This window comes from Streptomyces sp. NPDC006711 (assembly GCF_042869775.1).
Taxonomy (GTDB): domain Bacteria; phylum Actinomycetota; class Actinomycetes; order Streptomycetales; family Streptomycetaceae; genus Streptomyces.
The window spans coordinates 275873-300753 of sequence record NZ_JBIAGO010000007.1 but is presented as its reverse complement, the minus strand read 5'-3'; the positions used below and the strand labels follow the sequence as shown (position 1 = coordinate 300753).

Below are 24881 nucleotides of genomic sequence, written 5' to 3'. Positions count from 1 at the left end.
CACCGCCCGGAGGGGACCCCGTGGACCAGCTCGCCCTGCTGCTCGTGCTCCTTCTCGGCGCGGTGGTGACGGTCCCGCTGGGTGAGCGCCTAGGGCTGCCGGCGCCCGTGCTCATGACGCTCGGCGGCATCGTCATGGCGCTGCTGCCGTTCGTGCCGAACGTGACCATCGAGCCGGAGTTCATCCTGCCGCTGGTGCTGCCACCGCTGCTGTACGCGTCCGTGCAGCGCACCTCCTGGCGGCAGTTCACCGCGAACGTCCGGCCGATCTTCCTGCTCGCCGTCGCCCTCGTCTTCGTCACCACGGCCGCCGTCGCCGCCGTCGCCAACTCCATCGTGCCGGGCCTGCCGATCGCCGCGGCGGTCGCGCTCGGCGCGCTCGTCGCCCCGCCCGACCCCGTCGCCGCGACGGCCGTGGCCGGCTCGCTGGGGCTGCCGCGCCGCCTCGTGTCGATCCTGGAGGGCGAGGGCCTGTTCAACGACGTGACCGCGATCGTGCTCTACCACGTGGCCATCACGGCGGCCGTGACCGGCAGCTTCTCCTGGGCGTCGGCGGCGGGCAAGCTCGTGCTCTCCGCCGTGGTCGCCGTCGTCGTGGGTCTCGCGCTCGGCTGGCTCGCCCACAAGCTGATGGGTCTGCTCGGCGACCCCACGCTCCAGATCGGCCTCACCCTCCTGGTCCCGTTCATCGGCTACGTCCTGGCCGAGGAGTTCGGCGGCTCCGGGGTCCTCGCGGTGCTGACCGTGGCGCTGTTCCTCGCCGAGCACACAATGGACGCCGACGACGTGCAGGGCAGGCTGGCCGGCGCCACGTTCTGGGAGATCGTCGACACCCTGGTGACCGGCGTCGCCTTCGGCCTGATCGGGCTCGAACTGCACAACGTGTTCGGCACCGCCACCGGCCGCCAGGCGCACATGTTCGGCTGGGCGGCGGCCGTGGTGGGCGTCGTCGTGGGCGTACGGCTGCTGTGGCTGCTCCCGGCGACCTGGCTCGCCAAGCGGCTGCACGACAAACGCGACTACGACGAGGAGATCCCCACGTCCTGGCGCGAGACCATCGTCATGTGGTGGGCCGGCATGCGGGGCGTGGCCTCGGTCGCCCTCGCGCTCGCCATCCCGCTCAGGACCGACGCGGGCGCGCCCTTCCCCGGCCGTGACGAGATCATCTTCATCGCCTTCGCCGTGATCATGACGACCCTCGTCTTCCAGGGCCTCACCCTGCCCTGGCTGGTCAGGCGGCTGGGCGTACGGGCCGACACGGACGCCGAGCGAGTCCTGGAACGGGACCTCGCGATCCGGGCCGCGAAGGCCGCGAAACGGCGTCTGAAGGAGATCCAGGACGTCGAGGAGCTGCCCGAGGAGGTCATGGAGCAGCTGCACCGGCGCGCCTACGACGTCGGCGCGCGGATCAGCCCCGACATGGTCGACGAAGAACGCCGCTCCGCGTACGCGAAGCGGGTGGAGCGGATCAGGGCCGTGCAGCGCATCCAGCGCGAGATGATGTCGGCGGCCCGCCACGAGGTGCTGTCCGCGCGCAGCGAGCCGGGCGCCGACCCGGAGATCGTGGACCGGGTGCTGCGGCAGCTGGACGTCCGCAGCCTGCGGTGAACGGGCCGCCCCCGAAGCCGCTCCCTAGCGCCGCCGGTCCTCGATCGCCGGGCTGGGCAGGGGAGTTGAGGGCCGGTCCTGGGTGGTGATCCTCGGCAGCGCGTACGGGTGCTCCTCGTACAGCCACGCCACCAGCTGTTCGCGGACGGTGACCCGTACCGTCCAGATGTCGTCCGCGTCCTTGGCCGTGACGACCGCGCGGACCTGGATCGTGGACGGCGTCGTGTCGGTGACCGCGAGCGAGAAGTCCCGGCCGTCCCAGGCCGGGCACTCCTTGAGGATCACGGCGAGCCGTTCGCGCATCAGGGGGATCGGGGCCGAGTGGTCCAGGTGGAAGAAGACGGTGCCGGTCATCTGCACGCCGCCGCGCGACCAGTTCTGGAACGGCTTGCTGGTGAAGTAGGACACCGGCATGGTCAGGCGGCGCTCGTCCCAGGTGCGCACCGCGAGGTAGGTCAGCGTGATCTCCTCGACGACGCCCCACTCGCCCTCGACCACCACCGTGTCGCCGAGCCGCACCACGTCGCCGAAGGCGATCTGGAGCCCGGCGAAGAGGTTGCCGAGGGTGGACTGGGCGGCCACACCGGCAACGACACCCACGATGCCCGCCGAGGCCAGCAGGGACGCGCCCGCCGCCCGCATCGCGGGGAAGGTGAGCAGCATCGCCGCGATCGCCACCACCATGACGATGGCGCTCACCACGCGCTGGATGAGCGTGACCTGCGTGCGGACCCGGCGGACCCGGGCGGGGTCACGCGTGGAGGCGGCGTAGCGGGTGTAGGAGGACTCCACGACGGCCGTCGCGATCCGCACCACGAGCCAGGAACTCGTACCGATCAGAACCAGCGTGAGGAACCGGCCGAGACCCGCGTCGTGTTCCTGCACGGGACGCCACTTGATCTCGTCGTAGGTCCCGCGCAGGATCGCGGTGAGCATGACGAGGTTCAGCGGTATGCGGCATCGGCGCAGCAGACCCCACAGCGGGGTCTCGCGGTCCCGGGCGTCGGCCCGGCGCAGCAGTCGGTCGGCCAGCCAGCCCCCGGCCAGCGCGAGCACGACCGAGCCGCCGATGACGATCAACGGACGCAGTACGTTCTCCATGCCCTCGACCGTAACTGGCACGATGGGCTCATGAACATCATGCTTTTCCATTCGGTCTACGGCCTGCGTCCCGCCGTGCGGGAGGCGGCCGAGCGGCTGCGGGCCGCGGGGCACGAGGTGCACGTCCCCGACCTGTACGACGGCCGGACCGCCGAGAGCGCCGAGGAGGGCAGGCAGGTCAAGGACGAGATCGGCACGGACGAGCTGCTGAAGCGGGCCATCGCGGCCGCCGCCCCGCACTCCGAGCGAGGGCTCGTGTACGCGGGCTTCTCACTCGGCGGCTCCATCGCGCAGAACCTGGCGCTCGGGGACGAGAAGGCCCGGGGGCTGCTGCTGTTGCACGGCACGTCCGACATGGCCGAGAACACATCCGTGGACGAGCTGCCCGTCCAGCTGCACGTGGCCGACCCCGATCCGTTCGAATCGGCGGACTGGCTCAACGCCTGGTACTTGCAGATGCGGCGGGCCGGCGCGGACGTGGAGATCTACCGCTACCCGGGCGCGGGCCACCTCTTCACCGACCCCGGCCTCGCGGACTACGACGAGGCCGCCGCCGAGGAGACCTGGCACACCGCGCTCGGCTTCCTCGACAGCCTCGCCGGCCCCGGCGCGTAGCCCCGGGCCCCGAACGGGCGGTAGGGACCCGCTGGTCCCCACCGCCCGTCGCGCGCGGCCCCGATTCCAGGGCGGCCCGGTCAGCCGGTCAGCCCTTGAGGGCCTTGTCGATGGCCGAGCTGTAGGTCGCGGCGTCCATCGGGGCGTTGTCCGACGCGCCGTCGGTGATCTTCTTGCCGTCCATCTTCAGCGTGGGCGTGCCCTGGACGCCGCTGCTGTTGAACTTGTCCGACATGGTCAGCGCCCACTTGTCGTAGGTGCCGTCCGTCACGGCCTTCTGGAAGGCCGCGTTGCCCTTGAGCGCGGGCACGGTGTCCGCGATCTTGATCAGGTAGTCGCGGTCCTTGAACTTGTCGTCGGTCTCCTCGGGGTGGTACTTCGCCGAGTAGAGCGCCGACTTGTAGTCCAAGAACGCGTCGGGGCTGACGTTCAGGGCGGCGCCGAGCGCGCTCAGGGCGGTCTTGGAGCCCGTGCCGGGGCTGCCGTTGTCGATGAACGTGGCGCCGATGAACTGGATCTTGTACTTGCCGGCGTCGACGTCCTTGCGGATCGTCGGGCCGACGATCTGCTCGAACTGCGAGCAGATCGGGCAGCGCGGGTCCTCGTACATTTCGAGGGTCTTCTTCGCGTCCGCCTTGCCGATGACGACGGTCGTGCCGTCCTTGCCCGAGGTGTTGGCGGGCTTGACCAGCGACCTGTCCTTGGCGGCCTCCCACGCGGAGGGCTTCATGGCCTCCTTGATGAGGTAGGCACCGCCGCCCACGACGGCGAGGACGGCGACGACGGACACGCCCACGATGATCTGGCGGCGGGTCTTGGCCTTCTTCGCCTCGCGCTCGCGCTCCGCTCGCAGCCGCTCGCGGGCGGCGGCCTTGTTGGCCTGGCTGTTGCGGGAACTCATGATCTTTTCTCCGGATGGCAGGTGGGGAAGGGTAGGGGCTGCTGCGGTGCTCAGACGAGGCCGAGCACGCGCGGCGGCGGTCCCCTTCGGGCCACCGAGTGCACCAGGAAACGGGTGCGGGAGGGTCCGGGCCGGTGGTACGCGGGGCGCGCGAGGGGGCAAGCGCCGTCGAAGGCGGCGCGCACCACGGCGGCCGCGACCAGCAGCGGCCGGAACGCGTGGTGGCCGACCGCGCGCAGCAGCCGGGCGAGCCCCGCCTCGCCCCGGCGCAGCCACAGGGCGGCGAGCAGCCCGACGGACACATGGGCCGCGAGCAGCAGCCAGGGCACGGCCGGGCCCGGGTGGGTCAGCAGCGCGGCCGCGTTCGCCGGGGCGGGCACCGCGCCCAGCGCCCCGCCGCCCAAAGCCCCGCCCCCGCACAGCACGTCGACGCCGACCGCGCGCAGCGCACCCGCGACGGGGCCGCCCGAGGGTCCGTAACAGACGTGCTGGCCGGTGGTGAAGAGGGTGTCGGCGGCCAGTTCGAGCGGGACGAGCGCGCCCGCGATCGCCCAGAAACCGCGCTCGCGCCCGGCCAGCGCGTAGGCGATGACGAAGACGGCGCACCCCGCGCCGGTCACCAGGAAGAGCGGCAGCGGGACGCGCGAGAGCAGCACATGGGACGCGGAGGACAGCGTCACGACGAGCGCTGTGAAAAGCGCCGCGCGTGCCGCTCTGAGCCGCGTCCCTGATATGTCCATCGCGGGTGAGTGTGCCATGCCGGGCCGTATGCCGTACCTAAGAGTTCGGTGAGACCCGTGGGGCCGGTCCGTGCCCGGCCCTCGCGGGCCCGGCCGCCCCGCCCCTCGAAGCGCTCGGCGCGGCCGCCTACAGGCCCGGGATCCGGCCGTTGCGGAACAGGTCGACGAAGATCCGGTGGTCCGCCCTGGCCCGCGCCCCGTAGGCGTGCGCGAACTCCACGAGCAGATCGCCGAAGCCCTCCTCGTCGGCGGCGATCGCCGCGTCGATGGCCCGCTCGGTGGAGAACGGCACGAGCTCGGAGTGGCCGCTCTCGTCGTCGGCGGCGGCGTGCATGGTGGCGGTGGCCCGCCCCAGGTCGGCGACGACCGCCGCGATCTCGTCGGGGTCGTCGATGTCGGACCAGTCCAGATCCACCGCGTAGGGCGAGACCTCGGCGACCAGCTGGCCCGCGCCGTCCAGCTCGGTCCAGCCCAGCCACGGGTCGGCGGCGGCCTGGAGCGCGCGCTGCGAGATCACCGTGCGGTGCCCCTCGTGCTGGAAGTAGCCGCGCACCGCCGGGTCCGTGACGTGCCGGGAGACCGCCGGGGTCTGAGCCTGCTTGATGTAGATCACCACATCGTTCTCCAGGGCGTCGCTGTGCCCTTCGAGCAGGATGTTGTACGAGGGAAGGCCCGCCGAGCCGATCCCGATGCCGCGCCGCCCCACGACGTCCTTGACGCGGTAGGAGTCCGGGCGCACCAGACTCTCCTCGGGCAGCGTCTCCAGATAGCCGTCGAAGGCCGCGAGCACCTTGTAGCGGGTCGCCGCGTCCAGCTCGATCGAGCCGTCGTCCTCGGTGAAGCGGCGCTCGTGGTCGCGGATCTCGGTCATCGAGTCGAGCAGCGCGAACCGGGTGCGGGCGCGGGCGTCGCGCAGCGCGCCGAGCAGGGGGCCCTCGGCCGTGTCCAGCGTGAAGGGCGGGACCTCGTCCTCCTTCGCGCCCGAGGCCAGCGCGCGGATCCGCTCGCGGTAGGCGGTGGCGCAGGTGCGCACCAGGGCGGTGATCTGCTCGTCGCTGAACGCCTTGGTGCAGCCGATCAGCGCCAGCGAGGCCGCCAGGCGCTTCAGGTCCCAGGTGAAGGGGCCCACGTACGCCTCGTCGAAGTCGTTGACGTTGAAGATCAGCCGGCCGTTGGCGTCCATGTACGTGCCGAAGTTCTCGGCGTGCAGGTCGCCGTGGATCCAGACCCGGCCGGTGCGCTCGTCCAGGTAGGGGCCGCCGTGCCGCTCCTTTTCCAGGTCGGAGTAGAACAGGCAGGCGGTGCCCCGGTAGAAGGCGAACGCGGAGGCCGCCATCTTGCGGAACTTGACCCGGAAGGCGGCCGGGTCGGCGGCCAGGAGTCGGCCGAACGCGGTCTCGAAAACGGCGAGTATCTCTTCGCCGCGCGCCTGCGCGCTGGGCTGCGGGACCGACATCGCTGGGTGCCTCCTGGTGCGTACTGCCTTGATCACGGTCAACACGATCGGGACGGGATGTGCCCCTTCCAACGCGCGACCGTACCCCCAAGTGCCCGCGCCGCGCGGCCGGCCGCAGGTCCGCTCGACCGATCCGCGCCGCCGCTCCCGGCCGGCCGGCCTCGCAGGGGTCGCGCGCCGCACTTCCCCCTCGGCTGTCGGTGCGGCGACGTAGACTCCGAGGCTGTCCCCCCGCTTCGCGAACCCCCCTTTGCCGTTGGAGGCCCCAACCGTGACTGGCACGTCCAAGACACCGTTCACGCACCTTCACGTCCACACCCAGTACTCGCTGCTGGACGGTGCCGCGCGGCTCAAGGACATGTTCGAGGCCTGCAACGAGATGGGCATGACGCACATCGCCATGTCCGACCACGGCAACCTCCACGGGGCGTACGACTTCTTCCATTCGGCGAAGAAGGCGGGCGTCACGCCGATCATCGGCATCGAGGCGTACGTGGCCCCCGAGTCGCGGCGCAACAAGCGCAAGATCCAGTGGGGCCAGCCGCACCAGAAGCGCGACGACGTGTCCGGTTCGGGTGGTTACACGCACAAAACGATCTGGGCGGCGAACAAGACCGGTCTGCACAACCTCTTCCGGCTCTCCTCCGACGCCTACGCCGAGGGCTGGCTCCAGAAGTGGCCCCGGATGGACAAGGAGACCATCTCGCAGTGGTCCGAGGGGCTGATCGCCTCCACCGGCTGCCCCTCCGGCGAGGTCCAGACCCGGCTCAGGCTCGGCCAGTTCGACGAGGCGCTGCGGGCGGCCTCCGACTACAAGGACATCTTCGGCGAGGGCCGGTACTTCCTGGAGCTGATGGACCACGGCATCGAGATCGAGCGCCGGGTCCGCGACGGCCTGTTGGAGATCGGCAAGAAGCTGGGCATCCCCCCGCTGGTCACCAACGACTCGCACTACACCTACGCCCACGAGGCGACCGCGCACGACGCGCTGCTGTGCATCCAGACCGGCAAGAACCTCTCCGACCCCGACCGCTTCCGCTTCGACGGCACGGGCTACTACCTCAAGTCCACCGACGAGATGTACGCCATCGACTCCTCGGACGCCTGGCAGCAGGGGTGCGCCAACACCCTGCTCGTCGCCGAGCAGATCGACACGAGCGGCATGTTCGAGGCGAAGAACCTCATGCCGAAGTTCGAGATCCCGGACGGCTACACCGAGGTCACCTGGTTCCAGGAGGAAGTCCGGGTCGGCATGGAGCGCCGCTATCCGCAAGGTGTGCCCGAGGACCGCCAGAAGCAGGCGGAGTACGAGATGGACATCATCATCCAGATGGGGTTCCCGGGATACTTCCTGGTCGTCGCGGACTTCATCATGTGGGCCAAGAACAACGGCATCGCGGTGGGCCCCGGCCGCGGTTCGGCGGCCGGTTCGATCGTCGCGTACGCGATGGGCATCACCGACCTCGACCCCATCACCCACGGCCTGATCTTCGAGCGGTTCCTCAACCCCGAGCGCGTCTCCATGCCCGATGTCGACATCGACTTCGACGAGCGCAGGCGCGTCGAGGTGATCAGGTATGTGACGGAGAAGTACGGCTCCGACAAGGTCGCCATGATCGGCACCTACGGAAAGATCAAGGCGAAGAACGCCATCAAGGACTCCGCGCGGGTGCTGGGCTACCCGTACGCGATGGGCGACCGCCTCACCAAGGCGATGCCCGCCGACGTCCTCGGCAAGGGCATCGACCTCTCCGGCATCACCGACCCCAAGCACCCGCGCTACAGCGAGGCCGGCGAGATCCGGGGGATGTACGAGAACGAGCCGGACGTCAAGAAGGTCATCGACACCGCCAAGGGCGTCGAGGGCCTGGTCCGGCAGATGGGTGTGCACGCGGCCGGCGTGATCATGTCCAGCGAGCCCATCGTCGACCACGCGCCGATCTGGGTGCGGCACACCGACGGCGTGACCATCACGCAGTGGGACTACCCGCAGTGCGAATCGCTCGGCCTGCTGAAGATGGACTTCCTCGGCCTGCGCAACCTCACCATCATGGACGACGCCGTCAAGATGGTGAAGGCCAACAAGGGCATCGACCTGGAGATGCTGTCGCTCCCGCTCGATGACCCCAAGACCTTCGAACTGCTCTGCCGGGGCGACACGCTCGGCGTCTTCCAGTTCGACGGCGGCCCGATGCGCTCGCTGCTTCGCCAGATGCAGCCCGACAACTTCGAGGACATTTCCGCCGTCTCGGCCCTGTACCGGCCGGGCCCGATGGGCATGAACTCGCACACGAACTACGCCGAGCGCAAGAACGGCCGCCAGGAGATCACCCCGATCCACCCGGAGCTGGAGGAACCGCTCAAGGAGACGCTGGGCCTGACCTACGGCCTCATCGTCTACCAGGAGCAGGTCCAGAAGGCCGCCCAGATCGTGGCCGGCTACTCGCTGGGCGAGGCCGACATCCTGCGCCGCGTGATGGGCAAGAAGAAGCCCGAGGAGCTGGCGAAGAACTTCGTCCTCTTCCAGGCCGGCGCCCGCAAGAACGGCTACTCCGACGCGGCGATCCAGGCCCTGTGGGACGTGCTGGTGCCGTTCGCCGGCTACGCGTTCAACAAGGCGCACTCCTCGGCGTACGGCCTGGTCACCTACTGGACCGCGTACCTGAAGGCGAACTACCCCGCCGAGTACATGGCGGCGCTGCTCACCTCGGTCAAGGACGACAAGGACAAGTCGGCCGTCTACCTCAACGAGTGCCGGCGCATGGGCATCAAGGTGCTCCCGCCGAACGTGAACGAGTCGGTGCACAACTTCGCCGCCCAGGGCGACGACGTGATCCTCTTCGGCCTGGAGGCCGTCCGCAACGTCGGCACCAACGTGGTGGAGTCGATCATCCGCTCACGCAAGACCAAGGGGAAGTTCAGCTCCTTCCCCGACTACCTCGACAAGGTCGAGGTGGTCGCCTGCAACAAGCGCACCACGGAATCGCTCATCAAGGCGGGCGCCTTCGACACGATGGGCCACACCCGCAAGGGCCTCACCGCCCAGTTCGAGCCCATGATCGACAACGTGGTGCAGGTCAAGCGCAAGGAGGCCGAGGGCCAGTTCGACCTCTTCGGCGGGATGGACGAGGGCGCCGACGAGCCGGGCTTCGGGCTCGACGTCGAGTTCGGCGACGTGGAGTGGGAGAAGTCCTACCTGCTGGCCCAGGAGCGCGAAATGCTCGGCCTGTACGTCTCCGACCACCCGCTCTTCGGCCTGGAGCACGTCCTGTCCGACAAGGCGGACGCGGGCATCGGCCAGCTCACCGGCGGGGACTACTCCGACGGCTCGATCGTCACCATCGGCGGCATCATCTCCGGCCTCCAGCGCAAGATGACCAAGCAGGGCAACGCGTGGGCGATCGCCACCGTGGAGGACCTGGCCGGCTCCATCGAGTGCATGTTCTTCCCCGCGACCTACCAGCTGGTCTCGACCCAGCTCGTCGAGGACGCGGTGGTGTTCGTCAAGGGCCGCCTGGACAAGCGCGAGGACATCCCGCGTCTGGTCGCCATGGAGCTGATGGTTCCCGACCTCTCGTCGGCGGGCACCAACGCCCCCGTGGTCCTGACCATCCCCACCGTCAAGGTCACCCCGCCGATGGTCAGCAGGCTCGGCGAGATCCTGGGCCACCACAAGGGCAACACCGAGGTGCGGATCAAGCTCCAGGGCCCGCGCTCCACGACGGTGCTGCGCCTCGACCGGCACCGGGTCCAGCCCGATCCGGCCCTCTTCGGTGATCTGAAGGTGCTGCTCGGCCCGTCCTGCCTGGCCGGCTGAGCCGACGGCCGTCCTGCGGACGAGAAGCGGACGAGAAAGGGACGCACCCCAACGGGTGCGTCCCTTTCTCATGAGAGGACGCTCAGTTGTGACCGAAGCGGCGCTGGTGCTTACGGGCAACATCCGCCGGGCTGCCCTGGCCCTGCGACTGCGGCATGGCCTGGGTTTCGAAGGCGGTCGACTTCGCCTGCTCCTGGCCGCGCTCGGCGGCGCCGGAACGGTCCTGCTGACTGCCCGACTTGCGGTTCTTGTTCTTGGCCATGGTGCTGCCTCCTGTGGGGGAACTCGGGGCCAGGGCCGCTGTCAGACTCACACAGATGGACAAACGACGCATTTCGGATCATTACCGTGCGTGAGGGGGAGCGGCGCCCCAATCCGCCACGCCGATGATCGAGTTCCGGTGCTCAACCCTCGCGCGGTCGGGCAGACTCGAAGGAAACCCCGAAGTCCGCTCGGTGATCTTCCGCACCCCGCTCCCGCTGTCTTTTTTCTTCGGCTTTTCCGTTCCCGAAAGAGGGTGGAACGCATGGACCGCTGCGTCGTCCTGGTGGATGCCGGTTACCTGCTCGGTGCCGCCGCGAGTCTGCTCGCCGGAGAACCGGCCCGTTCCCGCATCACCGTCGACCATGCCGCCCTGATCCAGGGGCTCCGCGAGCGCGCCGAGGCCGACACCCAGCAGCCGCTCCTGCGCATCTACTGGTTCGACGGCGCCCCCGACCGGGTCCCCCAGCCCGAACACCGCCGCCTGCGGGTGATGTCCCGGGTGACGGTGCGCCTGGGCGCCCTGACCCGCAGCGACGGGCGCTGGGCGCAGAAGGGCGTCGACGCCGCCATGCACGCCGAGCTGACCGAACTCGCCCGCAACCGCGCCTGCTCCGACGTGGTCCTGGTGACCGGCGACGGCGATCTGCTGCCCGGCCTGATGTCCGCCAAGGAACACGGCGTCGCCGTGCACCTGTGGGCCGTGCAGGCCGCCGACGGCGACTACAACCAGTCCGAGGACCTGGTCGCCGAGGCCGACGAGCGCCGGGTGCTCGACCGCGCCTGGATCACCCGGGCCGTACGCGCCAGAGACCTCACCGGCATCTGCGCCCCCGCCCCCGCGCCCCGCCCCGAGATCGCCGCCATCCTCTCCGCGCCCCTGCCCGAGTCGGCGCTCGCCGCCTCCGCCGAGCGGGCCGCCGAAGCCGCCCAGGCCGCCGCAGGCCGGGGCGCCCCGGCCCCCGCCGAGGCCGTCGGCGAGAACGGCGCCGCCGCGCCCGCCCCGGCCGGCGCCAAGGGCGTACCCACGCCCAAGGACCTGGCGTCCCTGCGCGCTCCCGGCGCCGCCGCCACCGCGCCCGCCCCGCCCGCCTCCGCGACCCTGCGCTGGTCCTCCGACAAGGGCTGGGTGGAGCGCCCGGGCTCCGCGCTCGGCGAGTCCCCCGAGACCGCGTCGCTGCCCACGCTCGCGCAGCTCACCAGCGCCGAACAGCGCTGGGCGGACCGCGAGGAAGACATCACCACCGTCGGCGGCGACCCCTACGAAGTGGGCCAGGTCTTCGCCCGGCGCTGGATGGAACGGCTCCCCGAGCCCACGCACGTACAGAAACTGTCCACGATGTACCCGCGCATCCCGCACCGCATCGACGGTGAACTCCTGCGCTACGCCGCTCGGTTCGGCCTCCTCGCGCACAAGGACGACCAGATCGACGAGCACGACCGGTACGCGATCCGGGCCGGGTTCTGGCGCGAGATCGACGTGCGGGCGGCCGCCGAGCACCAGCCGGCCGGCGAGTAGCCCCGCGCGCCCCATGCCGCGCCAAGGCGCCCCCGGGGCGGGACGGCTCGCTGGACCCCTTAGGCTCGTTCCCCGTGAGTACCGGCACAGCAGCGGCACGGGCCGGCACCGCCTTCGCGGTGCGGGGCCTGGTCAAGACGTACCCCGCGACGCGGGGCGGACGCGGTGCGCCCGGTACGCCCGAGGTCCGGGCCACCGACCGCGTCAGCCTTGAGGTGCGCCGCGGCGAGATCTTCGGGCTGCTCGGCCCCAACGGCGCCGGCAAGTCCACCCTCGTACGCCAGCTGACCGGGCTCATGCGGCCCGACGCCGGGACGGTCGACGTGCTCGGGCACGACCTGGTCCGCCACCCCGAACGGGCGGCGCGCCTCATCGCCCACCTCGGCCAGGAATCCACCGCGCTGGACGAGCTGACCGTCTCGCTCGCCGCCGAGACCACCGGCCGCCTGCGCGGTCTCACCCTGCGCGAGGCCCGGGCCGAACGCGACGCCGTACTGGCCGAACTCGGCCTTGACGACATCGCCGCCCGCCCGCTCAAGAAGCTCTCCGGCGGCCAGCGGCGCCTGGCGTGCTTCGCCACCGCCCTCGTCGGCGAGCGCCCCCTGCTGGTCCTTGACGAGCCCACCACCGGCATGGACCCGGTGGCCCGGCGCGCCGTGTGGGCCGCCGTCGACCGCCGCCGGGCCGAGCGCGGGGCGAGCGTGGTGCTCGTCACCCACAACGTCATCGAGGCCGAGACCGTGCTCGACCGGGTCGCCGTGATGGAACGCGGCAGGGTCATCGCCTGCGACACCCCCGCCGGGCTCAAGGCCCGAGTCGCCGACGAGGTGCGGGTCGAGCTCGTGTGGCGCGACCGCGCCCCCGTAGAGGTCCCCGAGGTCGCGGCGCTGCGCGCCGAGGCCCAGGAGTCCGGCCGGCGCTGGACGCTGCGGCTGAGCCCCGAGCGGGCCCGCGCCGCGGTCGCCACCGTCACCGGCGGTCCCGCCTTCGCCGCCCTCGACGACTTCACCCTGGCCACGCCGAGCCTCGAAGACGTCTACCTCGCCCTCGGCGGCCGCACGGAAGGGCTGGTGAAGGCGTGAGCGCCATTCCCCTGGAGAGCACCGTCGAGACGGCCGGCGGCCGGGCCCCGGCGAGCGGGACCGCCGAGCGCCCCGGCGCCACCGACGCCGCCCCGCTCGCTCCCCGCGCCCGCCTCGGCCCCGCCCTCGCCGCCGTCTACCGCGCCCAGCTCTCGCGGGCCAGGGTCGCCCGCATCCCGCTGCTCTTCGTCGCGACGTTCCAGTCCGTCGGCATCATGATCCTGATGCGCGGCGTGGTGGACGGCGGCGACGAGGCCCGCGCGGTGGTCGCCGGCTCCAGCGTCCTGGTCGTCGCCTTCGTCGCGCTCAACCTCCTCGCCCAGTACTTCGGCCGCCTGCGGGCCGACGGCGGCCTCGACCACTACGCGACGCTGCCCGTGCCCCCCGCGTCCGTGGTCCTCGGCACGGCCGCCGCCTACGCCTCCTTCACCGTGCCCGGCACCGCCGTCACGGCCGTCTTCGGCTGCCTCCTGTTCGGGCTTCCGCTCGGGCACCTGTGGATCCTGGCCGCGGTGATCCCGCTCTGTGGCGCCGCCCTTTCCGGGCTCGGAGCGGCCCTCGGGCTGCTCGCGCCCCGCCAGGAACTCGCCACCCTCTTCGGCCAGTTGGGGATGTCGGCGGCGCTGCTGCTCGGCGTGCTCCCGGCCGGCCGGATGCCCGCGCCCATCGCCTGGGCCCGCGATCTGCTGCCCTCCACCTACGGCGTGGAGGCCTTCGCGCGAAGCTTCGACGCGCGCCCCGACTGGGCCCTGGTCGGGCTCGACCTCGGCGTCTGCGCGGCCGTGGGTGTCGTCTCGCTGGCCGTGGCGGCGTGGGCCTACCGCCGGGCGGCGGTCCGGTGAGGCAGCGCACAGACACGCCTGGCACGATGGCAGGGTGACCGCGCCTTTGACACCGCCCCATCAGCAGCCCCCGGGCAACGACCCGTGGCAGGCCCCCGCCGGGGGCGCCCGCCCCGAAACCGCCGGCGCGGCGTCCGCCGTGAAGAAGGACGTACGGGACGCGGTGCTCGTCGCCCTCGCGGTGACGGTGGCCGGGGTGGCGCTCGGGCTGCTGTGGCTGTGGCTGGCCCCCCGGGTGCCGCTCGTCGCCGACGACAAGGCCGTCTTCCTCAAGGACACCGAGGGGGAGGAGGCGATCGGCGGGGACGGAACGTTCATCCTGCTCGCGCTCGGACTCGGCGTCCTGAGCGCCGCCGCGGTCTTCCTCTTCCGCCGCAAGGGCGGCATCGCCCTGGTCGCCGGGCTCGCGGTCGGCAGTCTGCTCGGCTCGGTCCTCGCCTGGCGCCTCGGCATCTGGCTCGGTCCGAGCCAGGACGTGGTCGCGGCGGCGAAGGCGGCCGGCAAGGGCGTGACCTTCGACGCCCCGCTCAAACTCGACGCCAAGGGCGCCCTGCTCGCCTGGCCGATCGCCGCCATGGCCGTCCATCTGGGCCTCACGGCCCTGTTCGGGCCCCGCGACCCCGAGCCGGCCTGGCAGGTGCCGCCGCTGGACACGGGCGGCCAAGGACCCGGCGCCGCCGGCCTCTGAGACGCCCGGCCGCCCGGGTGCGGGGTCCGGCCTAGGGGGTGTCTGGTGGACCATGGCCGGGGGCGCGGCGTCTGGCACGGCACCTCGCGGCGTTGCCGAATCGCCCCGATAGCTCCGCTATCGAGACGCTCCGGCGCCTTGCGATGCACCGCACCAGACGCCGCGCCCTGACCGACCCTGATCCACCAGACACCCCCTAGGAGCGTCCGATCGGGGCGAGCAGCGCTCCCGTGAGGGCCGCCAGATCCGCCGGGGCCAGCTCGACCTCCAGGCCGCGCCGGCCCGCCGACACGCAGATCGTGGCGTGCGCGGACGCCGAGTCGTCCAGGACCGTACGCAGCTTCTTGCGCTGCCCGAGCGGGGAGATCCCGCCGCGCACATAGCCGGTGGTGCGCTCGGCGGCCGCCGGGTCGGCCATCGTCGCGCGCTTGCCGCCGACCGCCGAGGCCAGCGCTTTGAGGTCGAGCGATCCGGCCACCGGGACCACCGCCACCGTCAGCTCGCCGTCCACGTCGGCCACCAGCGTCTTGAACACCCGCTCAGCGCCCACCCCGAGCGCCCGCGCGGCCTCCTCGCCGTAGGAGGGCGACGCCGGGTCGTGGGCGTAGGCGTGGACGGTGAACGCGGTGCCCGCCTTCGTCAGGGCCACCGTGGCGGGGGTGCCCCCGCTCTGCTGCTTCTTCTTGGCCAACGCGGCGCTCCTTCCGGTCAGTTGGGGCTGGTCGGGGTCCGCGTCAGATCCACCGCGGGCAGCGAGGGCAGATGGCGGATGACCGCGGTCTCCGCGCGCAGCAGGTGCAGTTCCTCGCGCAGCCGGGTCGCGGTGTCGGGCGCCTGGAGCAGCCGCTGCTTGGCGGGGACGTCCAGGACGGCGGCGGCCGCGACCAGATAGGACACCACCGAGGGCTCGTCCGGCAGGTCGGCGGTGCCGGCGAGCGAGCGCTCGCGGGCCCCCGCGAGCCGCTTCTGGTAGGAGCGGAACGCGCGCAGCACGCCCTCGGCGAGCGCGCCCGCCTCCTCGCCCGGTTCTTCCGCCAGCTCCTCGTACTCGGCCGTCAGATAGGGCCCGCTCGCGTCGACCGACAGGATGCGGATCCGGGTCGTGCCGGTGGCCAGCACCTCGAAGCTGCCGTCCGGGCGCTCACGGATGGTGGCCGCGTCCGCGACGCAGCCCACCCGGTGGAAGGCCTGGACGGGATCGGCGCCGAAACCGGCCGCCGCGCCCTTCTCGGGCCGCGCGGTCTGGTCGGGAAGGCCGGGCGCGGTCGGCGCGACCTCCCGGCCGTCCCTGATCGCCACGACGGCGAAGCGGCGCGGCTCGTCGCCGGCCCCGCCCGGGGAGCCGGGCGAGCCGGCGGCGTCGGTGCCGGTCTTCAGCAGATCGCGCATCATGGCGCGATAACGCTCCTCGAACACGTTCAGCGGCAGGACGAGGCCGGGGAACAGGACCGAGTTGAGCGGGAAGAGGGGGAGGCGTGCGGTGGTCACAACGCTCAAGCGTAATGGCCGCCGGACCGGGCGCGTCCGGGCTTTTGGCGCTCCCGCCCCCAGGACGGCCCCGCGGCGGCCTCCGCCCGAACGAACTCGCGCAGTTCCAGGAACTGGCCGAGCGGATCCGCGGCCAGATGCAGCCACGGGAAAGAGGTCGCGTACGGGCCGATGCGCCGGAACTCCTCCAGGGCCCGGGGCCAGCGCCCGCGCACGACGAGGACGTAGGCCAGCAGGTTGCGCACCTCCGCCGGCCAGGGGTCGCCCGCCTCGTACGCGCCGGACAGCTCGATGCCGAGATCGGCCGCCGCGTCGATCCGCTCGTGGGGGATGCTGGGGCCGCCCCCGCCCACCAGGTACGCGAACGCGGCGCGGGCCGGGAGCGCGCGGATCAGGGAGCCCGGCAGGGAGTCCTCGGCGGCCCGCTCGGCGAAGTCGAAGCACTCGCGGTGCGAGCCGTACCACTGGGCCGAGAGGTACTGGAGGGCGGCCACATGGCAGCCGTAGTGGTGCGAGGAGCGCCGGATGGCCTCGCCCCACAGTTCCTCGAAGACGGTGTGCGAGGCGTGCGTGCCGCGCGCGTGGTCCAGCGCGATCCGCCAGGGCACCGGGTCGGCCGGGTCGCCGTCGGCCGCCGAGTGGATCAGCGGCGCCACGTCCCGCAGCCGCTCGGCGCGCGCCGGTGAGCCCCAGGCCCGTACGATCGCCAGCTCCGCCTTCACCAGGAGCGCGTCCGGGTCGCGCGGCGCGTCGGCGAGCCAGCCCGCCAGCCACTCGGGCCGGCTCACCGCGAAGGCCGCGAGCCGCACGGTGTAGCGGTCGCGGTTCTCCCACTCGGCCCGCTCGCGGGTGGCGGCCAGGAGCGCCGCCGCCGTCTCGTACTCGCCGAGCGCGGCCGAGACCAGCGCGGGCGCGAGCCGGTCGTCGGGGGCGTCGAGCAGCACGTCCCGGCTGTCGGGCAGCCCGGCGGCCGGCGCCGGCGCCCCGCCCGGCTCGAACGGAACCGGGAGCCCGGGCAGATGCCTGGCCCGCCGTGCGGTGCGGAGCAGCGCGGATACGAATGTCATGGTGCGGACCATTGAAATCCGCAGGTGAGGGTGGCGCCAGGGGCCCGCTGTGAAGCTTTCGTAGCGGTGGTGAGGGTTGTACGGCCCGGGGTCAAGGCCCGGCAAATTCGCCCGCCCGCGCCTTCTTCGCGGCCGGCGGGCCCGAGTCCCGCCCGGGCCCGCCTCAGCGCCTGCGCAGCAGCCGGGAGGCGCCCGCTGCCACGGTGGTGGCCAGGATCCAGCCGAGCAGGATCAGCAGGGCCGCCGCCCACTGCCAGACGCCCGACAGCTTCCAGTAGCCGTCCTGGCCCAGATTGACCACCGGTATCAGGAGGTCGAGGGCGTAGAGCGCCGCGTTCCAGTCGGGGTGCTCGTCGGCTTTGATGGGCCGGGGGTCGTAGTGCGAGAACGCGAGGGTGCCGGCCGCCCACAGGACGGCCATCCACAGTGCGGCCCGGCCCGGCCGGTAGCCGTACGCCACCGTCAGATCCTGGAGCACACCCCAGGCCTTCCCGGCCAGCGGCAGCGTCTCGCGGCGCCTGCGCTGTTTGGCGAGCAGCACCTCGCGGGCGTCCGCGTCCTCGCCGCTGGCGCGCAGCACGCCCGCGAGCCGTTCGTAGGGCTCGGGCCCGTACTCGGGGGTCGCCGCCGTGACCCAGTCCAGGCGCTGGGCCAGCGTGAAGGTGCCGATCGGGATCAGATTCTCGTAGGCGAAGCCGTTCATCGTCAGGTGGCCCGGGCCCGGCCAGCTGTCCGCCATGTCGACCAGGTTGACCACCCGCGCCCCGGACAGCACCACCTTGCCGCGCTGACAGCGCTGCCCGGTGAAGCGCAGCTCCGGCGTCTGGATGCGGCGCAGCGACAGCTCCTGCGTCTCGCTGAGCAGGACCCGGGCCTGCGCGAGGTCCACCGCGTCCCCGAACCGGCCGTCGTCAAGACGCAGACCGCCCCGGCATTCGAACGGCTGGATAAGGGTCCCCCGTACGGGCGTGTTGGTGTAGTTCGTCCCGTACGGCGGTGTGGTGGCGGCCTGGTTTCCGCTCGGGTAGACGGACGCCGAGGTCAGATACAGGGTGCGCTCGACGGTCAGCTGCGGCGCGTTCAGGGCCCGCCGTCCGTCCGGGTTGACCAGCCGGCTGCCGCGCAGGCTCAGCGTCACGCCGATCTTCGCGGCGCGCAGGCTCACCTCGCCGTAGGACTCGATCAGATCGGCCTGGAGGTCCTGGGCGACCATCAGGCCGTCCGCCGCGATGGAGCGGCCGTTGCGGTCGGCGTGCACCACCGCCTGGTTGAGCAGCAGATCGGTGCCGATGTGCGCGTCGGTCAGCCGGATGCCGGCCGCGACGCGGCAGCGCGGCAGATGCAGATCGCCCTCGGTGCTCAGGCGGGCCGCCTCGATCCGGGGAATGGCGCAGCTCACCATGCGTACCGAGGTGAAGTGGGCCTCGGGGAAGAGGAGTTCGTTCTCGAAGCGGCAGCCGCTCAGCTCGACGTAGGGGGTGATCGTGCCGCCCGACAGATTGAGCGTGCCGGTGATCTGCACCCCGGTCAGCTTGAGCGCGGCGACCCGGCCCGGCAGCGCGGGCGGCCCGCTGAGCAGCAGCAGCGCCACGACCCTGGCCCGCACACTGCGCTCGGGACCCCACGCGCGCGCCGCGAACGGGTCGTCGCGCACCGGATTGCGGCTGCGCAGATCGTAGGTGGAGCCGTTGCGGAAGGCCCCCCACATGCCCAGCTCCGCCGGGCTGAGCCAGTCCGGTGCCTCCCCCGGATCGGGTGCCTCGGTCACTGCCGTCCCCTCGCCGTCCACCCTGACAGGAGGAACGCTAGTGGCCAGGGGTGACAGGGGGTGACGGCCGGGGCGCGTATCAGCCACTGATACGGGCGTCCAGTGCTCCGGAGCAGTCTGAGAGAATTGGACATGTGATCTCCCGAATCGATCTGCGCGGTACCGCCCTCCCCGAGGGCGGCGCCCTGCGCGACCTGCTGCCCCGTGCCGAGTTCGACGTGGAAGCCGCCCTGGAGAAGGTGCGGCCCATCTGCGAGGACGTGCGTCATCGCGGCACGGCGGCGCTGATCGAGTACGCGGAGAAGTTCGACGGCGTGCGCCTGGAGCAGGTCCGCGTGCCCGCCGAAGCCCTCAAGGACGCCCTGGAACAGCTCGACCCGCAGGTCAGGGCCGCTCTGGAGGAGTCGATCCGGCGCGCGAGGGCCGTCCACCGCGCCCAGCGCCGCACCGCCCACACCACCCAGGTCGTGCCCGGCGGCTCCGTCACCGAGAAGTGGGTGCCGGTCGGTCGCGTGGGCCTGTACGCCCCGGGCGGCCGCTCGGTGTACCCGTCCTCCGTGATCATGAACGTGGTCCCGGCGCAGGAGGCGGGCGTCGCCTCGATCGCGCTGGCCTCCCCGCCGCAGGCGGACTTCGGCGGCCTTCCGCACCCCACGATCCTGGCGGCCTGCGCGCTGCTGGGCGTCGACGAGGTGTACGCGGTGGGCGGCGCCCAGGCCGTCGCGATGTTCGCGTACGGCACCGAGGGCCCCGAGGGATGCGCTGCCGCGAACATGGTGACCGGCCCCGGCAACGTCTGGGTCGCCGCAGCCAAGCGCTACTTCACCGGCCGCATCGGCATCGACACCGAGGCGGGCCCGACCGAGATCGCGGTCCTCGCCGACGACACCGCCGACCCGGTGCACGTCGCCGCCGACCTGATCAGCCAGGCCGAGCACGACCCGCTCGCGGCCGCCGTCCTGGTCACCGACTCCCTGGCGCTCGCCGAGGCCGTGGAGAAGGAGCTGGCGCCGCAGGTCGCGGCGACCAAGCACATCGAGGACCGGATCAAGCCGGCGCTCGCCGGACGCCAGTCCGCGATCGTCCTGGTCGACTCCCTCGAGGACGGCCTCAAGGTCGTCGACGCGTACGGCGCCGAGCACCTGGAGATCCAGACCGCCGACGCCGCCGCCGTCGCCGACCGGGTCACCAACGCGGGCGCGATCTTCGTCGGCCCCTGGGCCCCCGTCTCGCTCGGCGACTACTGCGCGGGCTCCAACCACGTGCTGCCCACCGGCGGCTGCGCCTGCCACTCCTCGGGCCTGTCCGTGCAGTCCTTCCTGCGCGGCATCCACATCGTCGACTACACGCGCGACGCGCTCGCCGAGGTCACCCACCACGTGGTGACCCTGGCCGATGCGGAGGACCTGCCGGCGCACGGCGCGGCCCTGAAGGCGCGCTTCGGTTGGAAGGTGCCGACCCAGTGACCGGCATCGACGACCTCCCCGTCCGGGACGAGCTGCGCGGCAAGTCCCCTTACGGCGCGCCCCAGTTGGACACCCCCGTCCAGCTGAACACCAACGAGAACCCCTACCCGCTGCCCGAGCCGCTGGTGGCGCGGATCGCCGAGCGGGTCGCCGACGCGGCAAGGAACCTCAACCGCTACCCCGACCGCGACGCGGTGGAGCTGCGCACGGAGCTGGCGAAGTACCTCACCCGCACCGGCAAGCACCCTGTGGCGGTCGAGAACGTGTGGGCGGCCAACGGCTCCAACGAGGTCATCCAGCAGCTGCTCCAGACCTTCGGCGGCCCCGGCCGCGCCGCGATCGGCTTCGAGCCCTCGTACTCGATGCACGCGCTGATCGCCCGCGGCACCGGCACCGGCTGGATCCCGGGCCCGCGCCACGAGGACTTCACCATCGACCTCGCGGCGGCCGAGCGGGCCATCGCCGAGCACAGCCCGGACGTCGTCTTCATCACCTCGCCCAACAACCCCACCGGCACCGCGGTGGCCGCCGAGACGGTCCTCGCGCTGTACGAGGCGGCCCAGGCGGCGAAGCCGTCGATGGTGATCGTGGACGAGGCGTACGTCGAGTTCAGCCACCGCGACTCGCTGCTCCCGCTCATCGCGGGCCGCCCGAACCTGGTGATCTCGCGCACCATGTCCAAGGCGTTCGGCGCGGCCGGGCTGCGCGTCGGCTATCTCGCCGCGCACCCCGCAGTGGTCGACGCCGTGCAGCTCGTACGGCTTCCCTACCACCTGTCGGCCGTCACCCAGGCGACCGCGCTCGCGGCCCTTGAGTACACCGACACCTTGCTCGGCTGTGTCGAGCAGCTGAAGACCGAGCGGGACCGGCTCGTCACCGAGCTGCGCGGACTGGGCTACGAGGTGACCGATTCGGACGCCAACTTCGTCCAGTTCGGCCGCTTCGACGACAGCCACACCGTCTGGCAGCGGATCCTCGACCGGGGCGTCCTGGTCCGGGACAACGGAGTGCCGGGATGGCTGCGGGTCACCGCGGGCACCACGGCCGAGAACGACGCGTTCCTCGACGCGGTCCGTCAACTGAAGAAGGAGCAGAGCGCATGAGCCGCGTGGGCAGGGTGGAACGCACCACCAAGGAGACGTCCGTCCTCGTCGAGATCGACCTCGACGGCAGCGGAAAGGTCGATGTGTCGACCGGGGTCGGTTTCTACGACCACATGCTCGACCAGCTCGGCCGCCACGGCCTGTTCGACCTCACGGTCAAGACCGACGGCGATCTGCACATCGACACCCACCACACCATCGAGGACACCGCGCTCGCGCTCGGCGCCGCCTTCAAGCAGGCCCTCGGCGACAAGGTGGGCATCTACCGCTTCGGCAACTGCACCGTCCCGCTGGACGAATCCCTCGCCCAGGTGACCGTCGACCTGTCGGGCCGCCCCTACCTCGTGCACACCGAGCCCGAGAACATGGCGCCGATGATCGGTGCGTACGACACCACCATGACCCGGCACATCTTCGAGTCCTTCGTGGCCCAGGCGCAGGTCGCGCTGCACATTCACGTACCGTACGGACGCAACGCGCACCACGTCGTGGAGTGCCAGTTCAAGGCGCTCGCCCGGGCGCTGCGCTACGCCAGCGAGCGGGACCCGCGCGCCGCCGGAATCCTTCCTTCCACCAAGGGTGCCCTGTAAGCATGAACGGCCTCAACACCATCCTGATCGTCCTCGGCCTCTTCCTGGTCGGCGGCATCATCTCCTTCGTCAAGCAGGGGATGCCGAAGAGCCTGATCGTGGTCCTGTCCTTCGGCGCCGTGATGTGCCTGGCCGCCGGCATCCTGCGACTGGACGTGTGGTCATGAGCACGCCCGCCAAGAAGCCCGCCAAGAAGGTCGTCGTCTTCGACTACGGATTCGGCAACGTCCGCTCCGCCGAGCGGGCCCTGGCCCACGTCGGCGCGGACGTGGAGATCACCCGCGACTACGACCGGGCCATGAACGCCGACGGGCTGCTCGTGCCCGGCGTCGGCGCCTTCGCCGCCTGCATGAAGGGGCTGCGCGACGCCCGGGGCCACTGGATCGTGGGGCGCAGGCTCTCCGGCGGGCGCCCGGTCATGGGCATCTGCGTCGGCATGCAGATCCTCTTCGAGCGCGGCATCGAGCACGGCGTCGAGACCGAGGGCCTTGACGAGTGGCCCGGCACCGTCGAGCCGCTGAACGCGCCGGTCGTGCCGCACATGGGCTGGAACACGGTGAAGGCGCCGGGCGACAGCGAGCTGTTCGCGGGCCTGGACGCCGACGCCCGCTTCTACTTCGTCCACTCCTACGCCGTGCGCGACTGGAGCCTCGAAGTCACCAACCCCAAGATCCGTGCCCCGCGCGTCAGTTGGGCCACCCACGGGGAGCCGTTCGTCGCCGCGGTGGAGAACGGTGCGCTGTGGGCCACCCAGTTCCACCCCGAGAAGTCCGGCGACGCCGGAGCCCAGCTGCTCACCAACTGGATCGGAACCCTGTGATGGCTGTCCTCGAACTCCTCCCCGCCGTGGACGTCCGCGACGGCCAGGCCGTACGCCTGGTCCACGGCGAGTCCGGCTCCGAGACCTCCTACGGCTCGCCCCTCCAGGCGGCCCTCGCCTGGCAGCGCTCCGGCGCCGAGTGGCTGCACCTGGTCGACCTGGACGCGGCCTTCGGCACCGGGGACAACCGGGCGCTGATCGCCGAGGTCGCCGGCGCCATGGACATCAAGGTCGAACTGTCCGGCGGCATCCGCGACGACGCCTCCCTCAAGGCCGCTCTCGCCACCGGCTGCACCCGCGTCAACCTCGGCACCGCGGCCCTGGAGACGCCCGAGTGGGTCGCCAAGGTCATCGCCGAGTACGGCGACAAGATCGCGGTCGGCCTCGACGTGCGCGGCACCACGCTGCGCGGCCGTGGCTGGACCCGCGACGGCGGCGACCTGTACGAGACGCTGGCCCGCCTGGACTCCGAGGGCTGCGCGCGCTACGTGGTGACCGACATCGCCAAGGACGGCACGCTGACCGGCCCCAACCTGGAGCTCCTGAAGAACGTCTGCGCCGCCACCGACAAGCCGGTCGTGGCCTCCGGCGGGGTCTCCTCCCTCGACGACCTGCGCGCGATCTCCGAACTGGTCCCGCTCGGGGTCGAGGGCGCGATCGTCGGCAAGGCCCTGTACGCGAAGGCCTTCACGCTGGAGGAGGCGCTTGAGGTGGTGGCGGCATGAGTGACGAGATCCGCAGGACCTCCTGCGGCGACGCCTCCGAGGAGCGCTTCGGCTCCTCGCGCGTCGTGGAACTGCCGGGCGGCCTCGTCCTGGTCGGCGGCTGCACGTCGACGACGGCGGGCGGCCGCATCGACGAGGCGGGCCCCTACGAGCAGGCCGTCACCGCGTTCGGCCTCGCCATCAAGGCGCTGGAGTCCGTGGGGCTCGGCCGCCAGGACGTGGTGCGCACCCGTACGTACCTCACCCATGCCCGTGACGTCGACGAGGTGGGCCGCGCCCACAAGGAGCTCTTCGCCGACGTGCGCCCCGCCACCACGATGCTGATCGTGTCGGGGTTCGTCGACCCGAGCCTGGTCGTACAGGTCGAGGTCGAGGCGTACCGGGGAGGTACGGCGGCATGACTCTGGCGGTACGCGTCATCCCCTGCCTGGACGTGGACGGCGGCCGCGTCGTCAAGGGCGTCAACTTCCAGAACCTGCGCGACGCGGGCGATCCGGTCGAGATGGCCAAGCTGTACGACGCCGAGGGCGCGGACGAGCTGACGTTCCTCGACATCACGGCGTCGTCGGGCAACCGCGAGACGACCTATGACGTGGTGCGCCGCACGGCGGAGCAGGTCTTCATCCCGCTCACCGTCGGCGGCGGCGTACGCACCGCCGACGACGTCGACAAGCTGCTGCGGGCCGGCGCGGACAAGGTGGGCGTCAACACGGCCGCCATCGCCCGCCCCGATTTGATCCGCGAGATCGCCGAGCGCTTCGGGCGCCAGGTGCTCGTCCTCTCCGTCGACGCCCGGCGCACCGAATCCGGCTCCTTCGAGGTCACCACACACGGCGGCCGCAAGGGGACGGGCATCGACGCGGTCGAATGGGCGCACCGCGCGGCCGAGTTGGGGGCGGGGGAGATCCTGCTCAACTCGATGGACGCGGACGGCACGAAGGACGGCTACGACACGGAGATGATCGCGGCGGTCCGCCGTCACGTCAGCGTGCCGGTGATCGCCTCCGGCGGCGCGGGCGGCCTCGCCCACTTCGCCCCCGCGATCGAGGCGGGCGCCGACGCGGTCCTGGCCGCGTCGGTCTTCCACTTCGGGGACCTGCGCATCGGCGAGGTCAAGAACGCCTTGCGCGAAGCGGGCCACCCGGTCCGCTGACCCCGGGCCGCCCCGGGACACGGCACGGTGTCGCCGCGCGCGCCCCGGGGCCTGGGGCGCAGCCCCGGTGGA

Annotated in this window: 24 protein-coding genes; 15 read left to right on the top strand and 9 right to left on the bottom strand. The window is 71.9% G+C overall.

The window, feature by feature from the left end:
• The first annotated feature begins 20 nt into the window (after positions 1-20).
• Complete coding sequence (locus ACFYM2_RS17640; RefSeq protein WP_358995276.1) at positions 21-1607, top strand: Na+/H+ antiporter; 1587 nt, start codon at positions 21-23, stop codon at positions 1605-1607.
• Between the two features lie 24 nt (positions 1608-1631).
• Here ACFYM2_RS17640 and ACFYM2_RS17635 read toward each other — a convergent pair whose 3' ends face one another.
• Positions 1632-2708 (bottom strand): mechanosensitive ion channel family protein, encoded by a 1077-nt coding sequence (locus ACFYM2_RS17635; RefSeq protein ID WP_358995273.1) that lies wholly within the window; start codon positions 2706-2708, stop codon positions 1632-1634.
• A 30-nt stretch (positions 2709-2738) separates the two neighbouring features.
• On the opposite strand from ACFYM2_RS17635, the gene ACFYM2_RS17630 reads away from it, so the two are divergent.
• Positions 2739-3323: a dienelactone hydrolase family protein gene (locus tag ACFYM2_RS17630; RefSeq protein ID WP_358995270.1), complete on the top strand. Its 585-nt coding sequence runs from the start codon at positions 2739-2741 to the stop codon at positions 3321-3323.
• Positions 3324-3411: 88 nt separating this feature from the next.
• Here ACFYM2_RS17630 and ACFYM2_RS17625 read toward each other — a convergent pair whose 3' ends face one another.
• The 3 genes from ACFYM2_RS17625 to ACFYM2_RS17615 all read right to left on the bottom strand — a co-directional run bounded on the left by ACFYM2_RS17625 (position 3412) and on the right by ACFYM2_RS17615 (position 6420).
• Positions 3412-4224, bottom strand: a complete 813-nt coding sequence (locus ACFYM2_RS17625) for a DsbA family protein (RefSeq protein WP_358995268.1) — start codon at positions 4222-4224, stop codon at positions 3412-3414.
• A 50-nt stretch (positions 4225-4274) separates the two neighbouring features.
• Positions 4275-4964: a hypothetical protein gene (locus tag ACFYM2_RS17620; RefSeq protein WP_388837149.1), complete on the bottom strand. Its 690-nt coding sequence runs from the start codon at positions 4962-4964 to the stop codon at positions 4275-4277.
• A gap of 127 nt (positions 4965-5091) precedes the next feature.
• Complete coding sequence (locus ACFYM2_RS17615; RefSeq protein ID WP_388837091.1) at positions 5092-6420, bottom strand: DUF2252 domain-containing protein; 1329 nt, start codon at positions 6418-6420, stop codon at positions 5092-5094.
• A gap of 271 nt (positions 6421-6691) precedes the next feature.
• Here ACFYM2_RS17615 and dnaE point away from each other — a divergent pair, with 271 nt between their 5' ends.
• Positions 6692-10237 (top strand): DNA polymerase III subunit alpha, encoded by a 3546-nt coding sequence (gene dnaE, locus ACFYM2_RS17610; RefSeq protein WP_358995262.1) that lies wholly within the window; start codon positions 6692-6694, stop codon positions 10235-10237.
• Between the two features lie 82 nt (positions 10238-10319).
• Here dnaE and ACFYM2_RS17605 read toward each other — a convergent pair whose 3' ends face one another.
• Positions 10320-10499: a hypothetical protein gene (locus ACFYM2_RS17605; protein ID WP_358995259.1), complete on the bottom strand. Its 180-nt coding sequence runs from the start codon at positions 10497-10499 to the stop codon at positions 10320-10322.
• 264 nt (positions 10500-10763) lie between these two features.
• Here ACFYM2_RS17605 and ACFYM2_RS17600 point away from each other — a divergent pair, with 264 nt between their 5' ends.
• From ACFYM2_RS17600 to ACFYM2_RS17585, 4 genes are all read left to right on the top strand, one after another.
• Entirely contained in the window at positions 10764-12017 is a 1254-nt protein-coding gene (locus ACFYM2_RS17600) for an NYN domain-containing protein (RefSeq protein WP_358995256.1), read from the top strand.
• 74 nt (positions 12018-12091) lie between these two features.
• Positions 12092-13099 (top strand): ABC transporter ATP-binding protein, encoded by a 1008-nt coding sequence (locus ACFYM2_RS17595; protein ID WP_358995253.1) that lies wholly within the window; start codon positions 12092-12094, stop codon positions 13097-13099.
• Entirely contained in the window at positions 13096-13941 is an 846-nt protein-coding gene (locus ACFYM2_RS17590; protein ID WP_358995251.1) for an ABC transporter permease, read from the top strand. Before ACFYM2_RS17595 ends, ACFYM2_RS17590 begins: the two co-directional genes overlap by 4 nt.
• 34 nt (positions 13942-13975) lie before the next feature.
• Positions 13976-14629 (top strand): hypothetical protein, encoded by a 654-nt coding sequence (locus ACFYM2_RS17585; protein ID WP_358995248.1) that lies wholly within the window; start codon positions 13976-13978, stop codon positions 14627-14629.
• Positions 14630-14825: 196 nt separating this feature from the next.
• Here the strand turns inward: ACFYM2_RS17585 and ybaK are convergent, their stop codons facing one another.
• The 4 genes from ybaK to ACFYM2_RS17565 form a co-directional block, all read right to left on the bottom strand.
• Positions 14826-15320 (bottom strand): Cys-tRNA(Pro) deacylase, encoded by a 495-nt coding sequence (gene ybaK / locus ACFYM2_RS17580; RefSeq protein ID WP_388837088.1) that lies wholly within the window; start codon positions 15318-15320, stop codon positions 14826-14828.
• 17 nt (positions 15321-15337) lie between these two features.
• Positions 15338-16117, bottom strand: coding sequence for an LON peptidase substrate-binding domain-containing protein (locus tag ACFYM2_RS17575; RefSeq protein WP_359008180.1), 780 nt, complete (start codon positions 16115-16117; stop codon positions 15338-15340).
• A gap of 5 nt (positions 16118-16122) precedes the next feature.
• On the bottom strand, positions 16123-17196 hold the full coding sequence (locus ACFYM2_RS17570) for a hypothetical protein (protein WP_359008178.1): 1074 nt from the start codon (positions 17194-17196) through the stop codon (positions 16123-16125).
• Between the two features lie 151 nt (positions 17197-17347).
• Complete coding sequence (locus tag ACFYM2_RS17565) at positions 17348-18952, bottom strand: oxidoreductase (protein WP_359008176.1); 1605 nt, start codon at positions 18950-18952, stop codon at positions 17348-17350.
• Positions 18953-19086: 134 nt separating this feature from the next.
• Here ACFYM2_RS17565 and hisD point away from each other — a divergent pair, with 134 nt between their 5' ends.
• The 8 genes from hisD to hisF are packed head-to-tail and all read left to right on the top strand — an operon-like array spanning position 19087 to position 24809.
• A complete protein-coding gene (gene hisD, locus ACFYM2_RS17560; protein ID WP_388837084.1) occupies positions 19087-20418 on the top strand; it encodes a histidinol dehydrogenase in 1332 nt (443 codons plus the stop codon).
• Positions 20415-21521, top strand: a complete 1107-nt coding sequence (locus ACFYM2_RS17555) for a histidinol-phosphate transaminase (protein WP_388837081.1) — start codon at positions 20415-20417, stop codon at positions 21519-21521. Before hisD ends, ACFYM2_RS17555 begins: the two co-directional genes overlap by 4 nt.
• Positions 21518-22111 (top strand): imidazoleglycerol-phosphate dehydratase HisB, encoded by a 594-nt coding sequence (gene hisB / locus ACFYM2_RS17550; protein ID WP_359008170.1) that lies wholly within the window; start codon positions 21518-21520, stop codon positions 22109-22111. Before ACFYM2_RS17555 ends, hisB begins: the two co-directional genes overlap by 4 nt.
• Before the next feature lie 2 nt (positions 22112-22113).
• Positions 22114-22278: a hypothetical protein gene (locus ACFYM2_RS17545; protein WP_267053718.1), complete on the top strand. Its 165-nt coding sequence runs from the start codon at positions 22114-22116 to the stop codon at positions 22276-22278.
• A complete protein-coding gene (gene hisH, locus ACFYM2_RS17540) occupies positions 22275-22931 on the top strand; it encodes an imidazole glycerol phosphate synthase subunit HisH (RefSeq protein ID WP_359008168.1) in 657 nt (218 codons plus the stop codon). Before ACFYM2_RS17545 ends, hisH begins: the two co-directional genes overlap by 4 nt.
• Positions 22931-23656, top strand: a complete 726-nt coding sequence (gene priA / locus ACFYM2_RS17535; RefSeq protein WP_359008165.1) for a bifunctional 1-(5-phosphoribosyl)-5-((5-phosphoribosylamino)methylideneamino)imidazole-4-carboxamide isomerase/phosphoribosylanthranilate isomerase PriA — start codon at positions 22931-22933, stop codon at positions 23654-23656. The genes hisH and priA overlap by 1 nt, the downstream gene beginning before the upstream one ends.
• Positions 23653-24057 (top strand): Rid family hydrolase, encoded by a 405-nt coding sequence (locus ACFYM2_RS17530; protein ID WP_388837077.1) that lies wholly within the window; start codon positions 23653-23655, stop codon positions 24055-24057. The genes priA and ACFYM2_RS17530 overlap by 4 nt, the downstream gene beginning before the upstream one ends.
• Complete coding sequence (hisF, locus tag ACFYM2_RS17525) at positions 24054-24809, top strand: imidazole glycerol phosphate synthase subunit HisF (RefSeq protein WP_359008159.1); 756 nt, start codon at positions 24054-24056, stop codon at positions 24807-24809. Before ACFYM2_RS17530 ends, hisF begins: the two co-directional genes overlap by 4 nt.
• The last annotated feature ends 72 nt before the right edge of the window (positions 24810-24881 follow it).